We start from the raw sequence: 24,293 nt of genomic DNA on the forward strand, positions 1-24,293 counted from the left end.
GGCCAGCGCGGCCGCGGTATCGCGGATCGCCTGCGCGGCGAACGGGCCGCGCGGCGCGAGCGGCTCGGGCAGCCGTGGTCGCGGCGCCTCGGGCACCGGTCCTGCCTCGAGCGCCGCGACGTCATAGGGGATCGCGAGCACTGTGGGCACGCGATAGGTCAGCGCGTGCTCGATGGCGATGACCGTCGTGGCCGCGGCATCCGTCCGTCCGACGGTGTACGTGCGAGCGCCGACCGCCGAGGCGAGCGCGATCTGGTCGACACCCCACGGGCGACGGCCCGACGTCGGCTCATCGCCGACCACGAGCACCAGCGGCACGTGCGCCTGCACCGCCTCGGCCAGCGCGGTCAGCGTGTTGGTGAAGCCCGCGCCGTAGGTGGCCGTCGCCGCCGCGAGACCCCCGCCGGCCCGATTGTAGGCATCCGCGGCCACCACGCCGCCGGCTTCGTGGCGGACGGCGGTGTAGCCGACGTCGGTCGAGCGTTCGAGTGCATCGAGGAAGTAGGCGTTGCCGTTGCCCATGACCCCGAAGACGTGATCGATGTGGCGGGCGAGGGTCGCGGCGACGTGCGCGGAGACGGTGGGCATGAAGGCTCCAGAGACAGGGACGGAGAGACGGGATCCGTATGTGTCTCGCACACCCTGCCGGGCGGCTGCGTGCCCATTTTCCGAGCACCGGCGTGTTGTGGCCGGACGAGCCCAGTCTACTCCGCTCTCAGCGGCGGAACATGCTCGCCAGGCGCCCCGCGACCGGTCGCTGCTGCTCGCCCTGCTGGGCGCCCAGGACGATGAGGACCCCGGTGAGGACGGGAGTGACCCATTGGAGAACCCGCTGCTGCTTCTGCGCGGCCGACAGCTGAGGCGAGCTGCCCGCGCCGGGCTCCGTGACCCCCTCGGTGGGCTCGTCGGAGTGCTTGGCCATCTGCATCCCGGCGACAGCCGACCAGAGGGTGGTGCCGGCGGCGAGGATGGTCAGTGCGAGTTTGACCGTCGTGTTGACCCGGCTCTCCGGCTGGGTCGCGAGGCGCTCCTTGTTGCCGACGATCAGACCGACGCCGCCCACCGCGTGCGCAGCGAGCGCAGCCAGCTGCACGGGGGCCCAGCGGCCCCAGCCGATCGAGGAGATGCGCAGGCGCTCGGTCGGATCCTTCGCCTCCGCCGACGCGCCGTTCAATCCGACGGCACCCATCAGGTTGCCTCCGAACCAGGTCGCGAGGCTGAGGTCATGGAGGCTCCGGACGAGCGTGTTGCGTGCGGTCATGGTGTCGTTCCCTTCGTTGGAGGAGCCCCACGATGCGCGCGCGCGGTCACGGCGTCGAAAGGGTTGACGACGGTGCGCCGATGTGTTGTGATCGCGCATCTGACAGGCTGGGTCGATGAAGAAGACCATCCAGCTGCGCCGCTACGAGATCGTCGAGGGCGAATACGACGCCTTCCTGGCCTGGTGGCGTGAGTGGATGCCGCGCGTGCGGCCGGCCGCGGGGTTCGCGATCGAATTCGCGTACGGGCTGCCCGAGTCCAGCGAGTTCGTCTGGGCGGTCAGCGCTGAGGGCGACCGTGCCGCGTTCCTGGCGCGCGAAGAGGTCTACATGGCCTCCGACGCGCGGGCCGAGGCGTTCGACGGCGTTCCGCAGCGGGTTGCCGAGTACAACGTCCGCTTCGTCGACGAGATCGCCTAGTCGCCGCGATCAGCCGCCGAGCGCCTCCCGGATCACGTCGGCCGAGCGCCGCAGCCTCGCGGCGATCTGCGCGGGCTCGTGCCCGCTCGCGACGTAGACGACGGCGATCGCGCACGGCGTGCGTCCGCGGACGACCAGGGGCACGGAGACGGACTGCACGCTGGGGATCACCTCGTCGTGGCTCGTGGCGAACCCCCGGGCCGCGGCATCGGTCACCTCCTTGCTCAGCGCGGCCGACATGTCCGTCGGCCATGACGACGGCGGCAGCGCGGAGAGGATCGCTTTGCCCGGAGCGCCGACGACGACGGGATGCCGCGTCCCGGGCCGCTGCGCGACCGAGGCGACGGCGTGGCGGGGTTCGACGCTCACGAGCGTGACGCACTCGTCGTGGTCGAGCACGACCACGAAGCACGTCGCGCCGAGGTCATTCGCGACGGCGGTGAGCTCGGGGAGGGCTTCGGCCTGAAGGTCGGAGGCGACCCCCGCCGCCAGAGCGGCCATGCGCGCCCCCAGCCGGAAGCGTCCGGCCCCGTCACGGGCGATCAGGCCGTGGTCCTCGAGCGTGCGCAGCAGACGGTAGGCGACCGAGCGGTGCACGGAGAGCCGTCGGGCGACGTCGTCGATGGAGAGGGGCTCCCGGGCGTCGGCGAGGATCTCCAGGATCCGGATGCCGCGGCTCAGTGTCTGCGAGGGCGTGGCGGAACCGTTCGCTGCGGCATCCGTCATGGCGCTCCTCTTGTGCCGTCGATGGTCGAAGATATACGATCTGTTCAGTAGTAGAACGGCTCGTTCGAATATAGAACAGCGATGCCGTCCGCGCAATCGCTCCCCGGAGTGACCTCGACACCGACGTCCGAGGAGGACACCCATGCAGTTCCACCACCACGGATACGTCTCGGGCGAGCCCCGCGTGCACGAGGCGAGCGGCACGGGCATCGACCGCCCGAGCGAGCTGCCCGATGAGATGGACGTGCTGATCGTGGGGTCGGGACCTGCCGGCATGCTGCTGGCCGCCCAGATGTCTCAGTTCCCGCAGGTCAGCACGCGGCTGATCGAGCGTCGTGAAGGCCGGCTCGTCCTCGGTCAGGCGGACGGCATCCAGCCGCGCAGCGTCGAGACGTTCCAGGCCTTCGGCTTCGCCGAGCGCATCGTGGCCGAGGCGTACAACATCGCCTACATGAACTTCTGGGGCCCCGACCCCGGGAAGCCGCAGAACATCATCCGCACCGCCCGCACGGAGGACTACGCGTTCAAGATCAGCGAGTTCCCCCACCTCATCGTCAATCAGGCGCGTGTACTGGACTACTTCGCCGAGGCCGCCGCGTACGGTCCGGGGCGGATCACGCCGGACTACGGCGTCGAGTTCCTCGGTCTCACCGTCCATCGGGACGGCGAGCACCCCGTCGAGGTGCGGCTCCGCCACACCACCGGGCCGCGTGCGGGTCAGGAGCGCACGATCAGGGCGAAGTACGTGGTGGGATCCGACGGCGCCCGCAGCGGTGTGCGCGAGGCGATCGGGCGCAAGCACGTCGGCGCGTTCGCCGCCCACGCGTGGGGGGTGATGGACGTCCTGGTCAACACCGACTTCCCGGACTGGCGCACCAAGTGCGCGATCAACGCCGAGGCCGGGAACATCCTGCACATCCCGCGCGAGGGCGGCTACCTCAGCCGCATGTACATCGACCTCGGCGAGGTCGCCGAAGACGATGATCATCGGGTGCGCCAGACCCCGATCGACGAGGTGATCCGCAAGGCGAACGCCATCCTGCACCCGTACTCGATCGACGTGAAGCAGGTGGCCTGGAGCAGCGTGTACGAAGTCGGCCACCGCGTCACCGACAAGTTCGACGACGTCGACGTGGGCGAGACGCACGACCCTCGCGTGTTCCTGACCGGTGACGCGTGCCACACCCACAGCGCGAAAGCGGGGCAGGGCATGAACGTGTCGATGCAGGACGGATTCAACCTGGGATGGAAGCTCGGTCACGTGCTCACCGGTCTGAGCCCGGCGGAACTGCTGTCGACCTACTCCGCGGAGCGCCAGCCGGTCGCGCAGCAGCTCATCGACTTCGACCGCGAGTGGTCCTCGCTCATGGCCCGCAAGCCCGAGGAGATCTCCGACCCGACGGAGCTGGCGACCTTCTACCTCGGCACCGCAGAGTTCCCGTCCGGATTCATGACGCAGTACGGCTCGTCGATGGTGACCGCCGGCGCGCAGCACCAGTCGCTCGCGCCGGGCTTCCCGATCGGCAAGCGGTTCAAGAGCGTGGAGGTGGTCCGGGTGGGCGACGGCAACGTCGTCCATCTGGGGCACCACGCCAAGGCAGACGGGCGGTGGCGTGTCTACGCCTTCGCGGACGCGGACGGCTCGGCCCTGCAGGACTGGTCCGCTTGGATGAGCTCGGCCGACGCGCCGATCGCCCGGCACACGCCGCCCGGCGCCGACGTCGATGCGGTGTTCGACGTGAAGGCGATCTATCCGCAGTCTTTCGAGGAGATCGACATCACCCGCGTCCCGCCCCTCTTCACGCCGCGCACGGGTCCGCTCGAGCTGACGGACTGGGAGAAGGTCTACGCCTCCGGGCCGAGCGCCTGGACCAGCGCCGACATCTTCGCCGAGCGCGAGCTCACCTCCGACGGCGTGGTCGTCGTCGTCCGCCCCGATCAGTACGTCGCCGCCGTGCTGCCGCTCACGGCGACCGACGAGCTCGCCGCCTTCTTCGCGGGTGCGCTGCTTCCGCAGCGCGTGCCGGCGGAGACGCCGCGATGAACAATCGCTCGGTCGCGGGTGTACACGTCGTACATCGCGTGGCCGCGCCCGCCCGACCAGAATGACACCAAGCCCGTCCGACCGAGGAGTACCCGTGGCAGAGAACACCCTGACCGTCGACCGCGAGACCGAGCTGCTGGCCCGTGTCCCCGACAAGCTCTTCATCGGCGGCGAATGGCGAGCGGCCGCCGACGACAAGCAGCTGCGCGTCTTCGACCCCGCGACCGGTCGAGTGGTCAAGACGATCTCCGATGCGTCGCCGGCCGACGGCAAGGCCGCGATGGATGCCGCCGCCGAGGCGTTTCCGGCCTGGGCGAAGACTCCGGCGCGGGAACGCGCCGAGCTGCTGCGCCGCGCGTTCGACCTGCTTCAGGAGCGCAAGGAGGAGTTCGCCCTCCTCATGACGATCGAGATGGGCAAGCCGCTGGCCGAGGCGCGGGGCGAGGTCGGGTACGGAGGCGAGTTCCTGCGCTGGTTCAGCGAGGAGACGGCGCGCATCCAGGGGCGCTACGGCGCGAACCCCGAGGGCACGGGCCGGATGATCGTCTCGCAGCACCCCGTCGGGCCCTGCTTCCTGATCACCCCGTGGAACTTCCCGCTGGCGATGGCGACGCGCAAGATCGCACCCGCGCTCGCCGCGGGGTGCACCGTCGTCATCAAGCCGGCCGAGCTCACGCCCCTCACCACGCTGTACTTCGCCAAGCTGCTCGAAGACGCGGGACTGCCCAAGGGCGTGGTGAACGTCTTCACCACCTCGACCTCCGGTGCCGTTTCCGAGCCGATCATCCGCGACCCGCGGCTGCGGAAGCTCTCCTTCACCGGCTCGACCTCCGTCGGCCAGCGCCTGCTCGAGCAGGCCTCGCAGGGAGTGCTGCGAACGTCGATGGAACTCGGCGGCAACGCCCCGTTCGTCGTGTTCGACGACGCCGACCTCGACAAGGCGGTCGACGGCGCGATCCTCGCGAAGTTCCGCAACATCGGCCAGGCCTGCACTGCGGCCAATCGCTTCATCGTGCATCGCGCCGTCGCCGACGAGTTCGCGCGCCGCGTGACCGAGCGGGTGCAGGGCTTCACGATGGGGCGCGGCACCGAGGACGGCGTGGTCATCGGCCCGCTCATCGACGACCGCGCCGTGGTGAAGGCGGAGGAGCTGGTGGGCGACGCCGTCGACCGCGGTGCGCAGCTGCTCACGGGCGGTCAGCGGGGCAGGGTCGAGGGACTCGGGGACGGCACGTTCTACGAGGCCACGGTGCTCACCGACGTCAAGGCCGGCAGCGACATCCTGCGCGAGGAGATCTTCGGACCCGTGCTCGCGATCGTCCCGTTCGACACCGAGGATGAGGCGGTCGCGATCGCGAACGACACCGAGTATGGACTCGTCTCCTACGTCTTCACCGAGTCGCTCTCACGCGGCCAGCGCATGATCGACAAGCTCGAGACCGGCATGATGGGCCTGAACGCGGGTGTGGTCTCCAATGCCGCCGCGCCGTTCGGCGGCTGGAAGATGTCGGGGCTCGGTCGCGAGGGCGGCGCCGAGGGCATCCACGAGTACCTGCAGACCAAGTACACCCTGACGGCCGACCCGTACGCGTAGCGGATGTGAGAAGGGACGGATGCCGCGGCATCCGTCCCTTCTCACGTGGTCGGCCGGCGCGCCGGTTCAGTGCTCGCAGGTGCAGCCCGGGCCGCCGTCGCACGTCTCGGCGGTGATGTGCGCCTGACGGGAAGCGGGCACGTCCATGGCGGGGTTGGCGTCGAGGAAGCCGTACGGCTTGAACCAGAAGCCGGCGTAGTCCACCGGCATGATCGGCCAGTCCTCCGGGCGCGGAATGTGCGTCAGACCGAAGGTGTGCCACAGCACGAGGTCTTCGCCGTCGATCGAACGGTTCTGCGCGGTGTAGGCCGGCAGTCCGGCCCCGCCCTGATGAGCGTTCGGGTAGCGGCCACTCGGCCACCGCTCCTCCCGGTCGTAGGCCGTCGCCCACAGGTGCTTGGTCGCGAAGGCTGCGCGCGCGGCGACCGTGGAGGCGGGGTCGGCCATGAGCAGCGCCGTGGGCTGCGGCTGCAGGTGGTACGCGGTGGGCTTGCCGACGTGGTTCGTCTTCGACGCGCTCTGCACCTCCCACACGCGCGCGACGGAGGCATCGGCCACGCGCTGGGCCTCATGCTCGGTGCGCAGCGGCGTCTCGGTCCACGTGAACGCGCTGCCGAATTCGTTGCCGGGGCCCATCGGGATGCGCGCTGCGTCGATCTCGACGAGGCGGTTGTCCTCGCCGTCGATCGCGACGTCCAGCCGTGCCGAGAACAGGTGCTGGTGCACGGGGGCGAAGATGCCCGGAGCGATCTCGGGCGCATGGCGGTTGACCGATCCGCGCAGTCCCGCTCCGACGAAGACGATGCCGGTGGCCTTCGCTTCTACCTGAATGGACCCGTCGAGGTAGAAGTACCAGTAGAAGCCGTAGTCATAGTTCCCGATCGTGGAGAAGTACGACACGACGAGCCGCCGTGACCGCCGGACCTCCGCGCCGATCCCCGGCTCGGTGTGCTTCCAGAGGATGCCGTAGTCCTCCTCGTGCATGCAGACCACGTTCGGGATCTTCACGGCATGACCGTGATCGTCGGCGACGTAGCCGTCGAAGTATCGGATCACGCCCAGGCAATCGCAGCCCAGCTCGAGGTGGTTCGCGTTCTTGCCGAGCTGGTACTCGCCCGCGTCGAAATAGCTGATCCAGAAGCGCGTGGCGGAGGTGTCGCCGTAGGGCACGACCATCTCGGGGATGCTGCCTCGAGAAAGGACGGAGCGACCGTCGAAGGACACCGCGCTGAGCACGAGGCCCTCGCGGGCGTTGAACCCGACGCGCATCGACCACTTCTCCCATTCGACGAGGGAGCCGTCGACCGAGAAGCTCGGACCGTCGGGTTGGGTGATCTCGATCGGCTTGAGGCTCTCGCGGGCCGGGCCCACGGCATCCGGCGTGTATCTGCCGCTCGCGGCCGGTACCGGGATGTCGCCTTCGTCCTCGACGCGGATGACGCGGTTCTCGGTGAGATCGATGTGGACGATCAGACCCTCGACCGGGTGCGCCCACGGGTTGTCGTCCTCGGTGTCGCGCAGGAAGGTCAGCGAGCGGATCACCCGTCGCCCCACTTCGTCTGCCCGCCCGGTGAATCCCGGGGCGAGGGGGGAGCAGAAGGCCAGATCCATACGGGCTTCCAGCCCACGGCGGATCATCGCATCGCGCCACTCCACGGATGCCTTGGCCAAGTCCGCTGCCCGGTCGTACTCCTCGAACAGGTACTGCGGCTGTCCGTAGGGCGGCGAAGAGGGGTCGAGGTGGCGGTGTTCGAGCACCGCCGCCGTCGTGAGGGAGACCACGGCCTCGGCGGCGGCGCCGGTGGCGACATCCAGCAGCGTCACTTCGACGCGACGCTCGAAGGATGCTCCCGGTGACCACGCCGCCAGTTCCGCCTTCTCCGGCTCATGCGGCAGCAGCATCGGCACCCGCGTGGTCTCGCCCAGCAGCCCCGCCTCGACGAGGATCGCGCGTGCGGCTTCGATCTCGGCTCCGGTGAGCGGATCGAGCGGGTGCCGCGCCGCTTGGCGCTCCACCACGCGAACGGGGATCAGGTCGGGGTTGCTCAGGGCGTGGTCATGGCCGTGCTCGTGAACGTGCTCCTGGTGCGACATCGCAGACTCCTCCATGCTCTGGACCAGTCTGCGCGAGGCGGACCGCAATCTGTTGACTGTGCGCGCGCGACCCGTGACTGGGGGTGCGACACAATATGGGCATGCGCGTGGCAGGGATGATCGAGCGGCGGTTGCGCTCGCACCGCCTGTCCGCGCCGGCACCGAGCATCGCGGCGGCCGCCGGGCACATGCTGGCCACGCAGGCGCAGGAGTTCTGGGGTGGGCGGTGGGCGATCGCCGCGCGCACCGCAGGCGCCCCCACGGTGCGCGACGTCGACGCGGCCTTCGAGAGGGGCGAGATCGTCCGGTCGTGGACGATGCGAGGCACGATCCACCTGATCACCGCGCGAGATCTGGCCTGGGTGCTGTCTCTGACCGCGCAGCGCCAGTTGCGCTCTGCGGCGGCGGTGCACCGCCGCGAGGGCATCGACGCGGACGAACTCGCCAAGGCCGAGCGGATCGCCGTCGGCGCTCTCGGCGGCGGCAACCGGCTGAGTCGCGCGGAGCTGTTCGCCGTCCTCGAGGCCGGCGGCGTGTCGACGGCGCAGCAGCGCGGATACCACCTGCTCGTCGCGCTGTCGCTGCGGGGGACGGTGTGCCAGGGTCCGGTCGTGCCCCGCGTGGGCGGGCCGACACGCGAGCAGTACTTCGTCCGCAGCGACGAATGGCTGCGGGATGCCGCCGCGCCGGCCGACCCGCTCGCGGAGTTCTTCGCGCGCTTCATCGCCTCCCACGGTCCCGCCGGCGCGCGGGACTTCGCGTGGTGGTCGGGACTGCCGCTCGGTGTCGCGCGCAGTGCCGCCGAGGCGGCATCCCACGAGCTCACCGTGATCGCCGAAAATCCCGAGCCGGTCTACGTGATCGCCGCCCCGGCGCCGCGGCGCAGCCGCACCGCGCCCGCAGTGCTCGCCCTGCCGCCGTTCGAGGAGTACTACCTCTCGTATGCCGACCGCACGGTGCCGTGCGCACCCGAGTTCCTCGCCCGCGTCGGCCCCGGCATGAACGGCATCGTGCGGCCCATCCTCGTCGCTCGCGGCCAGGTGGTGGGAGTCTGGACGCACTCGGTCGCGGTCGGGCGGCACGCCGATGCGCCGGTTCCCGAACTTCTTTCATCGGGTGCCGCGACGGATGCCGAGATCGGGGCCGCCCTGGACCGCTACCGCGCCTTCATCACGGCGTGAGCACACGCGTGTCACACTGTGACGCGTGATGACCGAACCAGCGGCGGCCCGCCCGCACCGCGGGCGCGCGCTGGCGATCGCACTGATTGCGGTGATCGTGCTCGTGTACGTGACGGTGGTCGCGCTCTACGCCCTGAACGAGCGTGCCGTGAACATCGAAGGCTGCACGGACGAGCCACCGTCCGACGCCGTCCTGCTTTCGCTCACCCCCGAGTCGGTCAATGCGGCGACGGACCGCCTGCTTGCGAACCTCAGTGTCGTGTCGTTCGGTCCGATCGCCGCGCAGGGAACGAGCCTGCTCAGCGAGCCCCTGACCATCCTGGTCAGCGACACCGACGGTCCCCGCACGTTCACGATCGCGCAGGACGAGATCCCGTCGCCTCAATCGGTCAACTTCATCACCGACGGTTACGTCGAGCGCTGGCCCTTCGACGCGCACAGCGTCGATGTCGCGATCGTCTCCCTGCAGGGCGAAGGCGACCGGATGAGGGCGGTGCCGACCCTCCTGTGCGGATCGGCGCATGTTCCGGGCTGGACGTTCTCGTCTCAGGAGATCCCGGGCACCGACGAGGTCGTGGTCGATGGCGAGCAGGTCACCCAGGTTCGGATCACCGCCACCCGCTCGATCGCGGCTGTCGCGTTCGGCGTCGTCATCCTGTGCCTCATGGCCGTGCTGCCGGTCCTCGGCCTGACGGTCGCGATCGTCGCGTATCGCGGCATCCGCAAAGTCGAGGCGACCCTCATGAGCTGGATGGCCGCGATGCTGTTCGCGACGATTCCGCTGCGGACCTTCCTTCCCGGTTCACCGCCGATCGGGTCGTGGGTGGACTACCTCGTCGTGCTGTGGGTCGTCGCCGGTCTCGTGCTGGGGCTCGTGATCTACGTCCTCGCCTGGCTGCGATGGGGCACCCGCGGCGAGCGGGGCGCCGCGGACGGATCGATCGCCGTGGTCGCTGCCGGTGCAGCGGCATCCGCTGCGGACTCCGCTGCGGACGGGAGCGACGGAGGTTCCGCCGACTGAGCGGTCAGCCCTGGGCGTGCCGGTCCAGGAACTCGTAGACCTCGTTGTCGTCGACCCCGGGGAACGCGCCGCGGGGGAGCGGAGAGAACATCTGCATGTGCACGCGGGCGCTCGGCCACGCCTTGCCCTGCCAGCGCTCGGTGACCTCGGTCGGCGGGCGGCGGCAGCACGACTCGTCCGGGCACGTCGAGGTCGCGCGCTTCTGCGTCTCGCGACCGCGGAACCACTTGGCGTCGTCGAAGGGCACGCCGACCGTGATGGAGAACTCGCCGTCCGAGGTGGTGCCGGTCTGCGTGGAGCACCAGAAGGTTCCGGCCGGGGTATCGGTGTACTGGTAGTGCTCGGTCGTGCGGTTGTGCTCCTCGAAAGCGGACCGGGCGAGGAAGCGCCGGCAGACGATCTGTCCCTCGACCGATCCGGTGACATCGTTCGGGACCGGCAGGTCGTCGTTCTCGTACACGCGTGAGATGGCGCCCGACCCGTCGACGCGCAGGAAGTGCAGACGGATGCCGAGATGCCGGGTCAGCAGGTTCGTCATGCGCATCCCGGCCGCTTCGTGCGTCACGCCGAACGCGTCGCGGAAGTCCTCGACGGCGAGGTTGCGATCGCGCTTGGCCTGCGTGAGGAAGGCGACCGAAGCGGCCTCGGGCATGAGCGCGCAGGCCGCGAAGTAGTTGATCTCGAGCCGCTGCTCGAGGAAATCGGCGTAATCGTTGGGACGCTGGTGCCCGAGCAGGCGGTGGGCCATCGCCTGCAGCGCCATCGACCGCAGACCGTGGCCGCCGGGGATCGATGCGGGCGGCAGGTAGATGCGGCCGTTCTCCAGGTCGGTCACCGAGCGCGCCGAGTGCGGCAGGTCGTTGACGTAGAGCAGCTCGAAGCCCAGCTGCTCGGCCATGATGCTGACGGTCCGGTGGGTGAGCGCGCCGGAGACGTGCCCCGCCGCCTTGAGCTGCTTCTCGGCGAGCTGCTCGATGTCCCCCCGGTAGTTGTCGTGCTCGCGCATGCGCAGGCGCAGCTCGGTGTTCGCGCGCCGGGCCTCTTCGGGCGTCGCGATCGCCTCGCGCTCGCGACGCTGCAGCTCGCGGTGCAGGCCCAGGACGGACTCGATCGTCTCGTCGGGGATGCCTTTGGTCACGCGCACCGGCGGAATGCCCAGCTGGCGGAACACCGAACCGGACTGCGCACGCTCGAGCTCGATCTCCAGTGCCGCGCGGCGGTTGGGGGGCTCGGCGGAGAGCAGGTCGGTCACCTCGACTCCGGTCGCCGTCGCGATCGCCTGCAGCAGCGAGAGCTTGGGTTCGCGCTTGCCGTTCTCGATGAGGCTCAGCTGACTGCCCGCGACGCCGACCCGTTCCCCCAGCTCGTCCAGCGTCAGCCCGTGGGAGACCCGCTGGTGCCGGATGCGGTGACCGAGCGTGGACAGTTCTAAGGAGGTGGGGGCCATTCTTTGATGTTAGCGAAAGAATCGTAATTCTTGATCCAGTTCTGTCCGGAAACTCTTCGGAATACCTCGCATAGTGGAGGAAGAACACCGATCTCATCCGATCGAAGAGGAGCGACCATGGCACTTGCCGACATCTTCACCCGGCCCGCACCCCGGGCGGCGCGCGGGCGCACGCCTGCCCCGAGCGGCTTCGGCCGGCGGCCGGAGGTCGAGGGCGATGCGATGACCGCACTGACCGCCTGGGTCGACCAGATCGCCGCGCTCACGCAGCCCGACAGCATCCACTGGGTCGACGGATCCCGAGCCGAGAACGACGCGCTGCTGCGGGAGATGGTGGATGAGGGCAAGATCATCAAGCTGAACCCCGAGTGGCGGCCCGGCTCGTACCTGGCGCGCTCGCACCCCAGCGATGTCGCTCGCACCGAGGGGCGCACGTTCATCGCCTCCGAGCTCGAAGAGGACGCGGGCCCGACGAACAACTGGGTCGCCCCGGCGGAGATCCGCGCCACGATCACCCCGCTGTTCGAGGGCAGCATGCGCGGTCGGACGATGTACGTGGTCCCGTTCTCCATGGGTCCGGTGGGTGGGCCGCTGTCGCACATCGGCGTGCAGATCACCGACAGCGCCTACGCGGTGACCTCGATCGGCATCATGACCCGCGTGGGCACCGAGGTGCTGCGAGAGATCGCGGCCGGCGCCCCCTGGGTCAAGACGGTGCACTCGGTCGGCGCGCCGCTCGCGCCGGGCGAGAAGGACGTCGCGTGGCCGTGCAACGACGAGAAGTACATCGTGCACTTCCCGGACACGCTCGAGGTGTGGTCCTTCGGCTCGGGGTACGGCGGCAACGCCATCCTGGCGAAGAAGTGCTTCGCGCTGCGCATCGCGTCGGTCATCGGCCGCGACGAGGGGTGGCTCGCCGAGCACATGCTGCTGATCCGCGTGATCAACCCCGCGGGCAAGGCCTTCCACGTCGCGGCGGCGTTCCCGTCCGCGTGCGGCAAGACGAACCTGGCGATGCTGCGTCCGTCGATCCCCGGCTGGCGCGTCGAGACTCTGGGCGATGACATCGCGTGGCTGCGTCCGGGAGATGACGGACGCCTCTGGGCGATCAACCCCGAGGCCGGATTCTTCGGCGTCGCTCCCGGCACCGGCGAGTCGACCAACGTCACAGCGGTCGAGACCCTCTGGGGCAACACGATCTTCACGAACGTCGCGCTCCGCCCTGACGGCGATGTCTGGTGGGAGGGCCTGACCGATGAGGCTCCCGCGCACCTGACCGACTGGGAGGGCAACCCCTGGACACCTGACGCGGGTCGTCCGGCCGCGCACCCGAACTCCCGCTTCACCGTCAGCGCCGGGCAGTGCCCGCAGATCGCCGGGGACTGGGAGTCCCCCGAGGGTGTCCCGCTGGATGCGATCCTGTTCGGCGGACGCCGCGCGACGAACGTCCCGCTCGTGGTCGAGGCCACCGACTGGACGCACGGCGTCTTCATGGGCTCGAACATCTCGTCCGAGCGCACCGCCGCGGCCGAGGGCACCGTCGGGGAGCTGCGCCGTGACCCGTTCGCGATGCTGCCGTTCTGCGGCTACAACATGGCGGACTACTTCGGCCACTGGCTCAAGGTCGGCCAGCAGCTGCGGTTCGACCGCGCGCCCCGCATCTTCCAGGTCAACTGGTTCCGCAAGGGCGCCGACGGCCGGTTCCTCTGGCCCGGTTTCGGCGACAACGCCCGCGTGATCGACTGGATCATCCGCCGCATCGAAGGCTCGGTGCCGGCGGTCGACAGCCCGATCGGCCGGCTGCCGCAGACCTCGGACCTGAACCTCGACGGCATCGACGTCCCCGAGCAGGACCTCGCCGAGCTGTTCGCGATCGATCGGGACTCGTGGCTGCGCGAAACGGACCTCACCGAGGAGTTCTACGGCACGTTCGGCGGCCGCATCCCCGCTCCGCTGCAAGCCGAGCTGTCCGCACTGCGGTACCGCCTGCAGCGCTCCTGACCCGCGGGGTCCGGACGCTGAGACGACAACTGCACGTCGAGACCGCGGGTGAACCCCGCAGTCTCGACGTGCAGTCGTCGTCTCACGGTATGCGAGAGCGCGGACCGGTCAGACCAGCAGCTGGTGCTTCGCGAGGTCGCGGTACAGCGGCGTCGAGAGCACGAGCTCGGAGTGAGTGCCCTGGCCGACGACCTGCCCGTGGTCGAGCACGATGATCCGGTCGCTGTCCACGACGGTCGAGAGCCGGTGCGCGATCACGATCAGCGTGCGGTCCTCGGCCACGGCGTCGATCGCCTCGCGCATCCGCTGCTCGTTCACGCCGTCCAGCGACGACGTCGACTCGTCCAGCAGCAGGATCGGCGGGGCGGCCAGCAGCGCCCGCGCGATCGCCAGGCGCTGACGCTCTCCGCCTGACAGCATGACGCCGTCCTCGCCGACCGGCGCCTGGATGCCGAGCGGGTCGCGCTCGAGCACCTCGCTCAGGTTCACGGCGTGCAGCACGCGCTCGCAGTCGGCATCGGTCGCCTCGGGCGATCCCAGGCGCAGGTTGTCGGCGATCGTGCCGGCGAGCGTGGGGGCGTCCTGCTCGACGTAGCCGAACTGGGCACGCAGCTGCTCGCGCGGCAGTGCGCGGATATCGCGTCCGTCCAGCTCGATGGCTCCGCCGGTCGGGTCATAGAATCGCTCGACGAGCGAGAGCACCGTGCTCTTGCCCGCGCCGCTCGGGCCGACCAGCGCCACGCGGGATCCGCGCGGGACCTCGAAGGACACGCCGCGCAGCACGTCGCGGTCGACCTCGAGTGCCGGGTCGACGCCCGGTCGCTCCAGATGAACCTGCTCCAGCACAGCGCGGGCCTCCTTGGCGGCCGCCTCGCGAGCGGCGACCACGTTCTCCGGGTAGCGGAAGCGCACATCGCGGAACGCGATCGCGGGGGCGGATGCCGCAGCCGCAGCGTTCGCACCGTCTGGCCCCTGAGCCTGCCCGACGGCCGCGGCGATCTTCGCGTCCTCCTGCGCTTCGGTGGGGAGGTCGAGCACCTCCTGGATGCGCCCCAGGGCGCCCAGCGCCTGGTTCACCGAGGTGATCGCGCCGAACGTCGAGCCCAGCGGCGCGATCAGCAGGAACAGGAAGAGGATGAACGTGACGAGCGACGCGATCGTGATCGCGCCCGAGGCCACCCGAAAGCCGCCCACGCCGAGCACGACCAGCAGCGACACCTGCAGCGCGATGCCGGCGACGGGCACCACGAGCGCCGAGACCTTCGCGATGCGCACGCCGACGGCGTACACGTCCGTCGCGAGTGCCGACACCGACGTCACTTCCCGCTCGGTCGCCCCCGCGGCGCGGACGGTGCGGATCGAGCCCACGGCGCGCTCGACGCCCGACGCCAGCTCTCCGACCTTGACCTGCTGCTCGGTGGACGCCGTGCGGATGCGGCCGCTCAGCAGCACGACGACGACGACCGAGATGCCGATCACCACGACGATCATCACGAGCAGGACCGGATCGATCACCGCCATCGCGACGAGCGCGCCGACGAAGATGAGCGAGTTGCCGATCGCATCGGCCAGCCCCTGGGTGAGAACGGCGTACAGCAGCGTCGTGTCGGTGCCCACGCGCGAGACCAGATCGCCGGTGCGCCGCGCGTCGAACTCGCTGATCGGCAGATGCAGGATGCGGGCGATCAGCTTCCGGCGACTCGAATACACCACGGCGGTGCCGGTGCGCTGGAGCAGGTAGTGCTGGTACCCGGAGATGACCGAGGCCACGACGACGAGCGCGATCAGCAGACCGACGAGGGGCCCGAGGGTCTCGCCGGCCTGCACCCGTTCGATGACCCCGCCCACCAGCAGCGGCTGGGCGAGCGTCGCCAGCGCGCCCAGCACGCTGAGGACCGCGATGACCACCAGCACCGGCTTGTGCTCGAAGATGAACGGCAGCAGCTGCCGGAAGGTCGCGCGGGGGCCTTCGGGACTCCTGCGCCCGCGCCGGCCGCGCCCGCGCGCCGGCGGGGGTGCCTCGAGCTGATCGCCGGGGGAGTCGGAGAGGGCGGGGGGTGCGGACACGGATGTCACCTCGGTGTTCTCAGGGGTCACTGTCGACCGTACTTCTTGTGGACGGCCTGCCGGCTCACGCCGAGGGCCGAGGCGATCGCCTGCCAGGAGTGCCCCAGGTTGCGCGCCCGGCGCACCTGGATCTCCTCGGCCCGGGCGAGTTCGCGGCGGACGCCGGCGAGGCGGTGCAGCTCGGCGATCGGTGCGCCCTCGGGCGCGGATCCGATGAGGGTGCGGATGTCATCGCCGCTCATGGACGGGTCCTTTCGATGCACGGATGCCGGGGCGGCCGGCATCCGTGTCAACCATAGTTGACACTCGCGGTGTCGTCAACTTCGGTTGACAGATTGACCCGTTCCGGTGTCCGCAGCCGCGGGTAGGGTTATCCGGTGCCCGCTCCCGTGATCTCCGCCGCGAACCTCGTGAAGGCCTACACGTCCAAGGGGAAGCCCGACTTCCTGGCGGTCGACGGCCTCTCGTTCGAGGTCGCGCCGGGCGAATCGTTCGGCCTGCTCGGACCCAACGGCGCGGGCAAGTCGACGACGATGAAGATGATCGGCGCGGTCTCGACGCGGACGAGCGGCGACCTGACGATCCTGGGTCTGGATCCCGATCAGTACGGGCCCGAGATCCGGTCGCGGCTGGGCGTGGTGCCGCAGCAGGACAACCTCGACGGCGAGCTGAACGCACGCGAGAACCTCTACATCTACGGGCGCTACTTCGGCCTGCCCGGTGCCGTCTGCGCGCAGAAGGCCGACGAGCTGCTCGCGTTCGCCGCGCTGGAGGACAAGGCCAAGAGCAAGGTCGATCAGCTCTCCGGCGGTATGAAGCGCCGGCTCACGATCGCTCGCGGGCTCATCAACGATCCGCGCATCCTGCTGCTGGACGAGCCGACCACGGGTCTGGACCCTCAGGCGCGCCACGTGCTGTGGGACCGCCTGTTCCGCCTCAAGGAGCGCGGCACGACCCTGCTGCTCACGACCCACTACATGGACGAGGCCGAGCAGCTGTGCGACCGGCTCGTCGTGGTCGACAAGGGCCGGATCATGGCCGAGGGCACTCCCGCTTCGCTCATCCGCGAGCACTCGAGCCGCGAGGTGCTCGAAGTGCGCTTCGGCTCGGACCGCAACCAGCAGATCGAGCCGCAGCTGCAGGGGATCGGAGACCGGGTCGAGGTGCTGCCCGACCGCGTGCTGATCTACACCGAGAACGGCGAGCACGCGCTCGAGCAGGTGACGGCGCGCGGGCTCGAGCCGCTCACGTCGCTCGTGCGCCGCTCGAGCCTCGAGGATGTGTTCCTGCGCCTGACCGGAAGGTCGCTGATCGAATGAGCGCCGCCGAGATCCCCGGCGCCGGGCAGGGCGACGCGGGCCTGCTCGCGCAGCCGTCGCTGGACGAACTGCGCGCCGAGGCGATGGAGTGGGGGCGGAAGCCGCGCGCTTTCGGGTCCTGGTACGTCACCGAGCACATGGTCCGCGCGATGCGCGCGTACGGCTGGACGATCGTCGTCGGCGCGCTCGGCCAGCCGATCCTGTATCTGCTCGGTCTGGCGGTCGGGCTCGCAGCGCTCATCGACGCTCCGATCAGCGAAGGCGGGGTGGAGGTGTCCTACCTGGTGTTCGTCGCGCCCGCCCTTCTGATGACCTCGACGATCGCGGTGGCGAGCGAGGAGTTCACCTACCCGGTCATGTCGGGCTTCAAGTGGCGGCGCTACTTCTACGGTTTCAGCGCCTCCGCGATCTCACCGGGCCAGATCGCGACCGGCGTCGTCTTCGGCGCCGCCGCGCGCATGATCGTGGTCGCCGTGGCGTACACCGGCTTCCTCTACCTGTTCGGCGCGATCCCCGACGTCGCCACCGGCTGGCTGTCGATCTTCGTCGCCATCCTGGCCGGTCTGGCCTTCGGCATCCCGATCATGGCCTACGCGGCGTCGATCCAGGACGACAAGGGCCAGTTCGCCCTCGTGCAGCGCTTCGTCTTCATGCCGATGTTCCTGTTCTCGGGCACGTTCTACCCTCTGGCGACACTGCCGCTGTGGCTGCAGTGGATCGGCTGGATCTCGCCCCTGTGGCACGCGACCGAGATCGGCCGGTGGCTCACCTACGGCAGGCCCATCCCGCCCGCGATGCTCGCCGTCCACTTCGGCTACCTCCTCGCGCTGATCGTCGTGGGCTACGTGCTGGGCCGGCGCCTGTTCGAGCGGAGGCTCGGGCAATGACCGCTGTGACGACCGCACCGCCGACCCGCCGCGCGGGGGGCGTGCGAGCCCTGTGGGCGGGCAATCCCGGCGCCGTCGTGCAGCGCGGCCTGCTCGCCGCCCGCTCGTCGAGCTGGATCGTCGTGCTCTCCGGCTTCTTCGAGCCGGTGTTCTACCTGCTCTCGATGGGGCTCGGACTCGGCGCGCTCATCGGCACGGTCGAGACGACCACCGGACTCGAAGTCTCGTACGCGGCCTTCATCGCGCCGGCGCTGCTGGCGGTCTCGGCGATGAACGGAGCGATCTACGACTCGACCTGGAACGTCTTCTTCAAGCTGAACTACGGCAAGCTCTACGAGGGGATGCTGTCCACCTCGCTCGGGCCGCTCGATGTCGCGCTCGGTGAGATCCTCTACGCGCTGCTGCGCGGGCTGCTGTACGCGACAGGCTTCATGATCATCATGCAGATCGCGGGGCTCAATCTCGCCTGGACGGCGATCCTGGCGATTCCGGCGGTGCTGCTGATCGCCTTCGGCTTCGCCAGCCTCGGGATGGCGGTGACCAGCTACATGAAGGCCTTCCAGCACATGGACTGGATCAACTTCGTACTGCTGCCGATGTTCCTCTTCTCGGCGACGCTGTACCCCATCACCGTCTACCCCGAGTTCATCCAGGTGCTGGTGAAGATCTTCCCGCTCTGGCACGGAGTCGAGCTGGTGCGGGGACTGACGACCGGCGCGCTCTCCTGGGGCATGCTGTGGCACGTCCTGTACTACGTCGTGATGATCGTCGTCGGACTGATCTTCACGACCAAGCGACTGCGCGCGCTCTTCCTCGACTGAGGGGATGCCGCCTCAGAGCGACCCGGTCTCGCCGACGCCCAGATTGTCGTCGTAGTCGACGTTCTTCGTCTCGGGGGCCAGCAGCAGGGCGATGAAGGTGAGCACCGACATCGCCGACAGGTAGAGGCCGACCAGCCACGGGTTGCCGTCGCCGAGCTGCCAGAGCCACACCGCGACCAGGGGCGCCAGGGCGGCGCCGAGGATCGAGGACACGTTGTACGAGATCGCCGACCCCGAGTAGCGCACGTTCGTCGGGAACAGCTCGGGAAGCACCGCTCCCATGGGGCCGAAGCTCGAGCCCATCAGCACGAATCCGATCACCAGGAACGCCTGCGTCAGGGCCCCGGTGAACTTGGGGTCCGCCTGCGGCAGCAGGAAGAGGCTGAAGGTCAGCCCGAACACGATGATTGCGCCGGTCACCCACAGCAGCAGCGTGCGGCGTCCGACGCGGTCGGCGAGCGGGCCGGAGAGCAGGGTGAAGATCCCGAAGAAGACCACGCCGATGATCTGCATGATCACGAAGTCGGTGTAGCCGAATCCCAGTCCGGGGTAGAACTGCGCGGCGAACGCCGTCGCGTCGAACGTCGTGCCGTTCGCCTCCGCGGCCGCCTGGGCGGCGGCCGATGCGGTCGCCAGATCGCCCGCCTTCGTGCCGTAGGACAGCGTGAAGTTCGTCATCAGGTAGAACAGCACGTACGTCGCCAGCATGATGAACGTACCGAGGATCAGGTGCCACCAGTGCAGCCGGATCACGGTGCCCAGCGGGAACCGCGTGATCGCGCCCTTCTTCTCCGCCTTGACGAACGTGTCGGATTCGACCAGCCGCAACCGCACCCACAGGCCGATGATCACCATGACGGCCGAGAACAGGAACGGCACGCGCCATCCCCACTCGAGGAACGCCTGCGAGCGCTGCCCGGTGCCGTCCGGGTGGGGCAGCAGGAAGTTGATCGCCAGGAACACGCCGTTCGCGATGATGAAGCCCAGGGGTGCGCCCACCTGCGGGAACGTGCCGTACCAGGCGCGCTTGCCCGCCGGCGCGTTCTCCGTCGCAACCAGCGCCGCACCCGACCACTCGCCGCCCAGCGCGAAGCCCTGCGCGAGGCGCAGGACGAGCAGCAGCAGCGCCGCCCACCAGCCGATCAGCTGATAGGTGGGCAGACAGCCGATCAGGAAGGTGGCCACCCCCATGGTCAACAGCGACGCGACCAGGGTCGCCTTGCGCCCGAAGCGGTCGCCGAAGTGGCCGAACACCACGGCGCCGATCGGGCGGGCGATCATCGCGGCGCCGAACACCGCGAAGGACGCCAGCAGCGAGGTGGTGTCGTTGCCGGTGGGGAAGAACAGGATCGGGAAGACGAGCACCGCCGCGGTCGCGTACGCGTAGAAGTCGTAGAACTCGATCGTGGTGCCGATCAGGCTCGCGGTGATGACGCGCGAGCGAGGGTTGGCAGGAGCGGGGGGAGCGGCGATCGTCTGAGTCATGTCCTTCTCTCGGGGATCAGCGCCAGATGACGGCGATGGCGGCGTTGAGCAGGGTCAGGATGCCGATGGACCAGAACAGCGCGGGGGCGACCTTGCCGCCCTTGCGCTGGCGCGACATGCCGATGCCCAGCAGCGCGCCGATGATGAGGAGGATGACGAGCTTGACGCCGATCTTGGCGTAGTTCAGGTCGTGGTCGATCCCCCAGGGCGCGGCCAGGATGAGGCCGGCCACCGCCGCGATCGCCAGGCCGATGTTCATCAGCGGCGTGACCTGCACGCGGTGGTTGTACACCTCGACGGCCCACGCCCCGAACAGGACGGCGAAGCCGCTGAGGTGGACGAGGACGACGACGTGACGGAGGACTTCGACCGGTTCCATGCCCTCACGCTATTGGGAGGGTGGATTCTGCGCCAGCAAGGCGCGCCTCACTGCGACGATGCGGCCTCAGCCGCGCAGTTCGCGCAGCACCAGCGCCGTGCGCACTGCCGCGTCCGCCGCCTCGGCGCCCTTGTCCTCGTGCGAGCCGGGCAGGCCCGCGCGGTCGATGCCCTGCTGTTCGTCGTCGAGCGTCAGCACGCCGAAGCCGACGGGACGGCCGGCATCCAGAGCGACGCGGGTGAGGCCGTCGGTGGTCGCCGCCGACACGTACTCGAAGTGCGGGGTTCCGCCGCGGATGATCACGCCGAGGGCCACGACAGCGTCGGCGCCGGCCGTGAAGGCCGCCTGGGCTGCCACCGCCAGCTCGAAGGACCCGGGCACGCGCACGAGCTGCCATGTCGCTCCGGCTTCGTCCAGCGCGCGCTGCGCCCCGGCGATCAGCCCGTCGGTGATCACTTCGTGCCAGGTGCCGGCGACGATGACGACCTCCAGGCCCGAGCCGTCCGTCCCGCCCGTGATGGGCGCTCCCTTGCCGCTCACGCGCCCGCCCCCTCGTGCATGTGGGCCAGGGCGTCGGTGAGGTCCTCTTCGGCGATGAGGTGCCCCATGCGGTCGCGCTTGGTCGACAGGTACTGATGATTGTTGGGCCCGACGCCCACCAGCAGCGGCACCTGCTCGACGATCTCCAGCCCCAGCTGGCGAAGCTGGGACACCTTGTCGGTGTTGTTGGTCAGCAGGCGCACCTTCTCGACGCCGAGGTCTGCCAGGATGCCTGCGGCGGCCGCGTAATCGCGGGCGTCGGCCGGAAGACCCAGGGCGAGGTTGGCGTCGACCGTGTCGAGGCCGCGCTCCTGCAGGCTGTACGCACGGAGCTTGTTGATCAGTCCGATGCCGCGACCTTCGTGACCGCGCATGTAGATCACGACGCCGCCGTCCTGCTCGATCGCATCCAGCGCCGCTTCCAGTTGCGGCCCGCACTCGCACTTGAGCGAGCCGAACGCCTCGCCGGTCAGGCACTCGGAATGCACGCGGACGAGCGGAGCATCGGATCCGAGTTCGCCGGAGACCACCGCCAGGTGGTCGGTGCCCGTGATGCGGTCCTTGTACGCCAGGAACCGGAACTCGCCGTGCGAGGTCGGCACCTTGGCCTCTGCGCGCAGGCTCACCCGGCGTCGGTGAGCCACCTGGCCGGCCGCATCGACGGGCTCGTGCTCATCGAGGTGGGCGATCAGCTGCTCGATCGTGATCACCGGCACACCGTCGCGCTCGCCGAGCTCGACCAGCCCGGGCAGGCGCATCATCGATCCGTCCTCGGCGACGACCTCGGCGATGGCGCCGACCGGCTTCAGGCCCGCCAGCCGCATGAGCTCGACGGCGGCCTCGGTGTGACCGCCGCGCTCGCGCACGCCGCCGTCGACGGCGCGCAGCGGCAGGATGTGACCGGGTCGGATCACGCTGGTGGGTGTCGAGGACGGGTCGGCCAGGACGTTCAGCGTGTGCGCGCGGTCGGAGGCGCTGATGCCGGTCGAGACCCGGTCGGCTGCATCCACACTGACGGTGTACGCGGTGCCGCGGGCATCCTCATTCACTTCGACCATCGGCGGCAGGTCGAGGCGGTCGGCCCATTCTGCGGGCATCGGCGCGCAGATGAAGCCGCTCGACCAGCGCACCGTCCAGGCGATCCACTCCGGAGTGGCCAGTTCGGCGGAGAGCACCACGTCTCCTTCGTTCTCACGGTTCTCGTCGTCTGCGACGATGACGGGCTTTCCGGCGCGCAGGGCGTCGAGGGCGGTGGAGATGGACGAAAGGCTCATCGGGAGCCTCCTTCTGTGAGGGTTGCGTCAGTCGTCGAGGTTCGGTCGGGGGTGAAGGCGAGGAGTCGCTGCACGTGGCGCGCGAGGATGTCGGTCTCGAGGTTCACGCGGTCGCCGGCGACCCGAGCGCCCAGGGTGGTCGCCGCGAGCGTCTCGGGGATCAGCGAGACCTCGAACCACTGCTCGGGGGAATCGGGCGTGCTGACCGAGCTCACCGTGAGTGAGACGCCGTCGACCGCGATCGAGCCCTTGTCGACCACGAGCGGAGCGAGCAGGGCGGGCAGTGCGACGCGCAGCACGCGCCACTGCTCGCCGGGGCGGACCTCGAGCAGCTCGCCCGTGCCGTCGATGTGTCCCTGCACGATGTGTCCGCCGAGGCGGCCGTGGGCTGCGGTCGCCCGCTCGAGGTTCACGACGCGTCCGGCATCGACGCCCGCGAGGGTGGACATGTCCAGCGTCTGCCGCATGACATCAGCCGTGAACCAGTCCTCGCCGCGATCGACCACGGTGAGGCAGACGCCGCTCACGGCGATCGAGTCGCCGTGCCCGGCATCCGACACCGCCTTGGGGGCTCGGACGGTCAGCCGCACGCCGTCGCCCGAGGGTGCGACCGCGGTGACCGCGCCGATCTCTTCCACGATTCCGGTGAACATCAGCTTCCTTCCGTCGGGAGGGGATGGGCCAGGATGAGCAGGTCATCGCCCAGGGTCTGCACGGACTGGATCCGCAGCCGGCGCTGCTGGGCGATCGTCTCCACGCCCAGACCGCGCAGGGCGGTCCGGTCGGACCCGTCGGCGCCCGCGCCGACGAGAGTGGGTGCGAGGTAGGTCAGGATCTCGTCGGCCAGCCCGTCACGCAGGAACGCGCTCGCGACGGTGGGTCCGCCCTCGACGAAGACGCGCTGCACTCCGCGCTCGCGAAGCTCGGTGAGCACCGCGGGAAGGTCGTGACCGGGGCGCTGGGTGAGGGCTACGGGGTGGTCGTGCAGCGCGGCGTCGCCGGGAATTGGACGATCGCCGAGCACGACGGGCGCGGGCTGGCTCTCGAACAGCGTGCCGTCCGGGCGCCGAGCCGTCAGTGCCGGATCATCTGCGAGCACGGTGCCGGTGCCGACGACGATCGCGTCGGCCTGCGCGCGGCGGCGGTGCACGTCGGCGCGCGCCTCCGGACCGGTGATCCACCGGCTCGTGCCGTCGGCTGCCGCCGCGCGCCCATCCAGGCTCTGCGCCCACTTCACGGTGACGTGCGGGCGGCCCAACCGCTGCACGGTCAGCCACGAATCGAGCAGCTCCGTGGCCGCGACCTCGAGGAGGCCGGCCTCCACCTCGACCCCTGCCTCCCGAAGGCGCGCGGCGCCGCCGGTGGACTCAGGGTTCGGGTCGGCTACGGCGTAGATGACGCGGGCGACTCCGGCGGAGATGAGCGCCTCGGAACAGGGGCCGGTGCGGCCGGTGTGGTTGCACGGCTCCAGGGTGACGATCGCCGTGGCGCCCCGGCCCGCGCCGGCGGGGAGCTGGGAGAGCGCGTCGACCTCGGCGTGGACCGTGCCGGCGCCGCGATGCCATCCCTGAGCGAGGACCTCACCGGCGGGCGAGAGGATGACTGCTCCGACCTGCGGATTGACTCCGCGAGGACCGCGCCGGGCGAGCAGAAGCGCGCGCCGCATGGCGTCTCGCTCCACAGCGTTCACCGACATCCGAATCCTTCTTTCAGGCTCCGGGAAACGGCGAACGG

22 protein-coding genes are annotated in these 24,293 nt (G+C 69.8%); 9 read left to right on the forward strand and 13 right to left on the reverse strand.

From position 1 onward, the window contains the following. Window positions 1-588 (reverse strand): thiamine pyrophosphate-binding protein (locus tag RWQ91_RS12055; protein WP_314506317.1); only part of this gene is annotated, 588 nt, incomplete at its 3' end. A 127-nt stretch (window positions 589-715) separates the two neighbouring features. Continuing rightward, window positions 716-1,261, reverse strand: a complete 546-nt coding sequence (locus RWQ91_RS12060; protein ID WP_314506318.1) for a hypothetical protein — start codon at window positions 1,259-1,261, stop codon at window positions 716-718. A 115-nt stretch (window positions 1,262-1,376) separates the two neighbouring features. Here RWQ91_RS12060 and RWQ91_RS12065 point away from each other — a divergent pair, with 115 nt between their 5' ends. Continuing rightward, window positions 1,377-1,679, forward strand: coding sequence for a hypothetical protein (locus tag RWQ91_RS12065; RefSeq protein ID WP_314506319.1), 303 nt, complete (start codon window positions 1,377-1,379; stop codon window positions 1,677-1,679). A 9-nt stretch (window positions 1,680-1,688) separates the two neighbouring features. On the opposite strand, the gene RWQ91_RS12070 is transcribed toward RWQ91_RS12065, so the two are convergent. After that, window positions 1,689-2,405, reverse strand: a complete 717-nt coding sequence (locus RWQ91_RS12070) for an IclR family transcriptional regulator (protein ID WP_314506321.1) — start codon at window positions 2,403-2,405, stop codon at window positions 1,689-1,691. 142 nt (window positions 2,406-2,547) lie between these two features. On the opposite strand from RWQ91_RS12070, the gene RWQ91_RS12075 reads away from it, so the two are divergent. Both RWQ91_RS12075 and RWQ91_RS12080 read left to right on the forward strand, forming a co-directional pair. Continuing rightward, window positions 2,548-4,449 carry an FAD-dependent monooxygenase gene (locus RWQ91_RS12075; RefSeq protein WP_314506322.1) on the forward strand — a complete coding sequence of 634 codons (1,902 nt, stop codon included), beginning with the start codon at window positions 2,548-2,550 and terminating at the stop codon, window positions 4,447-4,449. 61 nt (window positions 4,450-4,510) lie between these two features. Continuing rightward, window positions 4,511-6,043 carry an NAD-dependent succinate-semialdehyde dehydrogenase gene (locus RWQ91_RS12080; protein WP_314506324.1) on the forward strand — a complete coding sequence of 511 codons (1,533 nt, stop codon included), beginning with the start codon at window positions 4,511-4,513 and terminating at the stop codon, window positions 6,041-6,043. Window positions 6,044-6,109: 66 nt separating this feature from the next. Here the strand turns inward: RWQ91_RS12080 and RWQ91_RS12085 are convergent, their stop codons facing one another. Beyond that, entirely contained in the window at window positions 6,110-8,137 is a 2,028-nt protein-coding gene (locus tag RWQ91_RS12085; RefSeq protein ID WP_314506326.1) for a primary-amine oxidase, read from the reverse strand. Window positions 8,138-8,238: 101 nt separating this feature from the next. Between RWQ91_RS12085 and RWQ91_RS12090 the strand changes: the two genes are divergently transcribed. Together RWQ91_RS12090 and RWQ91_RS12095 are read left to right on the forward strand one after the other, a co-directional pair. Further along, complete coding sequence (locus RWQ91_RS12090) at window positions 8,239-9,318, forward strand: winged helix DNA-binding domain-containing protein (protein ID WP_314506329.1); 1,080 nt, start codon at window positions 8,239-8,241, stop codon at window positions 9,316-9,318. 28 nt (window positions 9,319-9,346) lie between these two features. Further along, window positions 9,347-10,339 carry a DUF4436 family protein gene (locus tag RWQ91_RS12095; RefSeq protein WP_314506605.1) on the forward strand — a complete coding sequence of 331 codons (993 nt, stop codon included), beginning with the start codon at window positions 9,347-9,349 and terminating at the stop codon, window positions 10,337-10,339. A 4-nt stretch (window positions 10,340-10,343) separates the two neighbouring features. Here RWQ91_RS12095 and RWQ91_RS12100 read toward each other — a convergent pair whose 3' ends face one another. Further along, entirely contained in the window at window positions 10,344-11,786 is a 1,443-nt protein-coding gene (locus RWQ91_RS12100; protein ID WP_314506331.1) for an XRE family transcriptional regulator, read from the reverse strand. Window positions 11,787-11,903: 117 nt separating this feature from the next. Here RWQ91_RS12100 and RWQ91_RS12105 point away from each other — a divergent pair, with 117 nt between their 5' ends. After that, a complete protein-coding gene (locus RWQ91_RS12105; protein ID WP_314506333.1) occupies window positions 11,904-13,787 on the forward strand; it encodes a phosphoenolpyruvate carboxykinase (GTP) in 1,884 nt (627 codons plus the stop codon). Window positions 13,788-13,895: 108 nt separating this feature from the next. Here RWQ91_RS12105 and RWQ91_RS12110 read toward each other — a convergent pair whose 3' ends face one another. Next, a complete protein-coding gene (locus RWQ91_RS12110) occupies window positions 13,896-15,854 on the reverse strand; it encodes an ABC transporter ATP-binding protein (protein WP_314506335.1) in 1,959 nt (652 codons plus the stop codon). Between the two features lie 26 nt (window positions 15,855-15,880). Continuing rightward, the gene (locus tag RWQ91_RS12115) at window positions 15,881-16,096 is read right to left on the reverse strand and encodes an AsnC family protein (protein WP_314506338.1); all 216 of its coding nucleotides are present in this window, start codon (window positions 16,094-16,096) and stop codon (window positions 15,881-15,883) included. A gap of 135 nt (window positions 16,097-16,231) precedes the next feature. Between RWQ91_RS12115 and RWQ91_RS12120 the strand changes: the two genes are divergently transcribed. The 3 genes from RWQ91_RS12120 to RWQ91_RS12130 are packed head-to-tail and all read left to right on the forward strand — an operon-like array spanning window position 16,232 to window position 18,881. Then, window positions 16,232-17,173 carry an ABC transporter ATP-binding protein gene (locus tag RWQ91_RS12120; protein WP_314506341.1) on the forward strand — a complete coding sequence of 314 codons (942 nt, stop codon included), beginning with the start codon at window positions 16,232-16,234 and terminating at the stop codon, window positions 17,171-17,173. Then, window positions 17,170-18,060 (forward strand): ABC transporter permease, encoded by an 891-nt coding sequence (locus RWQ91_RS12125; protein ID WP_314506344.1) that lies wholly within the window; start codon window positions 17,170-17,172, stop codon window positions 18,058-18,060. The genes RWQ91_RS12120 and RWQ91_RS12125 overlap by 4 nt, the downstream gene beginning before the upstream one ends. Continuing rightward, a complete protein-coding gene (locus RWQ91_RS12130; RefSeq protein WP_314506346.1) occupies window positions 18,057-18,881 on the forward strand; it encodes an ABC transporter permease in 825 nt (274 codons plus the stop codon). The genes RWQ91_RS12125 and RWQ91_RS12130 overlap by 4 nt, the downstream gene beginning before the upstream one ends. 12 nt (window positions 18,882-18,893) lie before the next feature. Here the strand turns inward: RWQ91_RS12130 and RWQ91_RS12135 are convergent, their stop codons facing one another. The 6 genes from RWQ91_RS12135 to ribD all read right to left on the reverse strand — a co-directional run bounded on the left by RWQ91_RS12135 (window position 18,894) and on the right by ribD (window position 24,255). Further along, entirely contained in the window at window positions 18,894-20,366 is a 1,473-nt protein-coding gene (locus RWQ91_RS12135) for an MFS transporter (RefSeq protein WP_314506348.1), read from the reverse strand. 16 nt (window positions 20,367-20,382) lie between these two features. Beyond that, window positions 20,383-20,745, reverse strand: a complete 363-nt coding sequence (locus RWQ91_RS12140; protein WP_314506350.1) for a Fe-S protein — start codon at window positions 20,743-20,745, stop codon at window positions 20,383-20,385. A 66-nt stretch (window positions 20,746-20,811) separates the two neighbouring features. Continuing rightward, on the reverse strand, window positions 20,812-21,285 hold the full coding sequence (ribH, locus tag RWQ91_RS12145; protein WP_314506352.1) for a 6,7-dimethyl-8-ribityllumazine synthase: 474 nt from the start codon (window positions 21,283-21,285) through the stop codon (window positions 20,812-20,814). After that, window positions 21,282-22,559 (reverse strand): GTP cyclohydrolase II, encoded by a 1,278-nt coding sequence (gene ribA / locus RWQ91_RS12150; RefSeq protein ID WP_314506354.1) that lies wholly within the window; start codon window positions 22,557-22,559, stop codon window positions 21,282-21,284. Before ribA ends, ribH begins: the two co-directional genes overlap by 4 nt. Continuing rightward, on the reverse strand, window positions 22,556-23,212 hold the full coding sequence (locus RWQ91_RS12155) for a riboflavin synthase (protein ID WP_314506355.1): 657 nt from the start codon (window positions 23,210-23,212) through the stop codon (window positions 22,556-22,558). Before RWQ91_RS12155 ends, ribA begins: the two co-directional genes overlap by 4 nt. Continuing rightward, window positions 23,212-24,255, reverse strand: a complete 1,044-nt coding sequence (gene ribD / locus RWQ91_RS12160) for a bifunctional diaminohydroxyphosphoribosylaminopyrimidine deaminase/5-amino-6-(5-phosphoribosylamino)uracil reductase RibD (RefSeq protein ID WP_314506356.1) — start codon at window positions 24,253-24,255, stop codon at window positions 23,212-23,214. The genes RWQ91_RS12155 and ribD overlap by 1 nt, the downstream gene beginning before the upstream one ends. Window positions 24,256-24,293 lie beyond the last annotated feature (38 nt).

It is taken from the genome of uncultured Microbacterium sp. (assembly GCF_963524805.1).
Lineage (GTDB): Bacteria > Actinomycetota > Actinomycetes > Actinomycetales > Microbacteriaceae > Microbacterium.

What these genes read in the sequence shown, in the direction of transcription:
- RWQ91_RS12075 (WP_314506322.1), top strand. Translation starts at nt 2,548, where the DNA reads ATGCAGTTCCACCACCACGGATACGTCTCGGGCGAGCCCCGCGTGCAC.
- RWQ91_RS12105 (WP_314506333.1), top strand. Translation starts at nt 11,904, where the DNA reads ATGGCACTTGCCGACATCTTCACCCGGCCCGCACCCCGGGCGGCGCGC.
- RWQ91_RS12065 (WP_314506319.1), top strand. Translation starts at nt 1,377, where the DNA reads ATGAAGAAGACCATCCAGCTGCGCCGCTACGAGATCGTCGAGGGCGAA.
- RWQ91_RS12080 (WP_314506324.1), top strand. Translation starts at nt 4,511, where the DNA reads ATGACACCAAGCCCGTCCGACCGAGGAGTACCCGTGGCAGAGAACACC.
- ribD (WP_314506356.1), bottom strand. Translation starts at nt 24,255, where the DNA reads ATGTCGGTGAACGCTGTGGAGCGAGACGCCATGCGGCGCGCGCTTCTG.
- RWQ91_RS12115 (WP_314506338.1), bottom strand. Translation starts at nt 16,096, where the DNA reads ATGAGCGGCGATGACATCCGCACCCTCATCGGATCCGCGCCCGAGGGC.
- RWQ91_RS12070 (WP_314506321.1), bottom strand. Translation starts at nt 2,405, where the DNA reads ATGACGGATGCCGCAGCGAACGGTTCCGCCACGCCCTCGCAGACACTG.
- RWQ91_RS12090 (WP_314506329.1), top strand. Translation starts at nt 8,239, where the DNA reads ATGCGCGTGGCAGGGATGATCGAGCGGCGGTTGCGCTCGCACCGCCTG.
- RWQ91_RS12155 (WP_314506355.1), bottom strand. Translation starts at nt 23,212, where the DNA reads ATGTTCACCGGAATCGTGGAAGAGATCGGCGCGGTCACCGCGGTCGCA.
- RWQ91_RS12085 (WP_314506326.1), bottom strand. Translation starts at nt 8,137, where the DNA reads ATGTCGCACCAGGAGCACGTTCACGAGCACGGCCATGACCACGCCCTG.
- RWQ91_RS12125 (WP_314506344.1), top strand. Translation starts at nt 17,170, where the DNA reads ATGAGCGCCGCCGAGATCCCCGGCGCCGGGCAGGGCGACGCGGGCCTG.
- RWQ91_RS12095 (WP_314506605.1), top strand. Translation starts at nt 9,347, where the DNA reads ATGACCGAACCAGCGGCGGCCCGCCCGCACCGCGGGCGCGCGCTGGCG.
- RWQ91_RS12060 (WP_314506318.1), bottom strand. Translation starts at nt 1,261, where the DNA reads ATGACCGCACGCAACACGCTCGTCCGGAGCCTCCATGACCTCAGCCTC.
- ribA (WP_314506354.1), bottom strand. Translation starts at nt 22,559, where the DNA reads ATGAGCCTTTCGTCCATCTCCACCGCCCTCGACGCCCTGCGCGCCGGA.
- RWQ91_RS12140 (WP_314506350.1), bottom strand. Translation starts at nt 20,745, where the DNA reads ATGGAACCGGTCGAAGTCCTCCGTCACGTCGTCGTCCTCGTCCACCTC.
- RWQ91_RS12130 (WP_314506346.1), top strand. Translation starts at nt 18,057, where the DNA reads ATGACCGCTGTGACGACCGCACCGCCGACCCGCCGCGCGGGGGGCGTG.
- RWQ91_RS12100 (WP_314506331.1), bottom strand. Translation starts at nt 11,786, where the DNA reads ATGGCCCCCACCTCCTTAGAACTGTCCACGCTCGGTCACCGCATCCGG.
- RWQ91_RS12135 (WP_314506348.1), bottom strand. Translation starts at nt 20,366, where the DNA reads ATGACTCAGACGATCGCCGCTCCCCCCGCTCCTGCCAACCCTCGCTCG.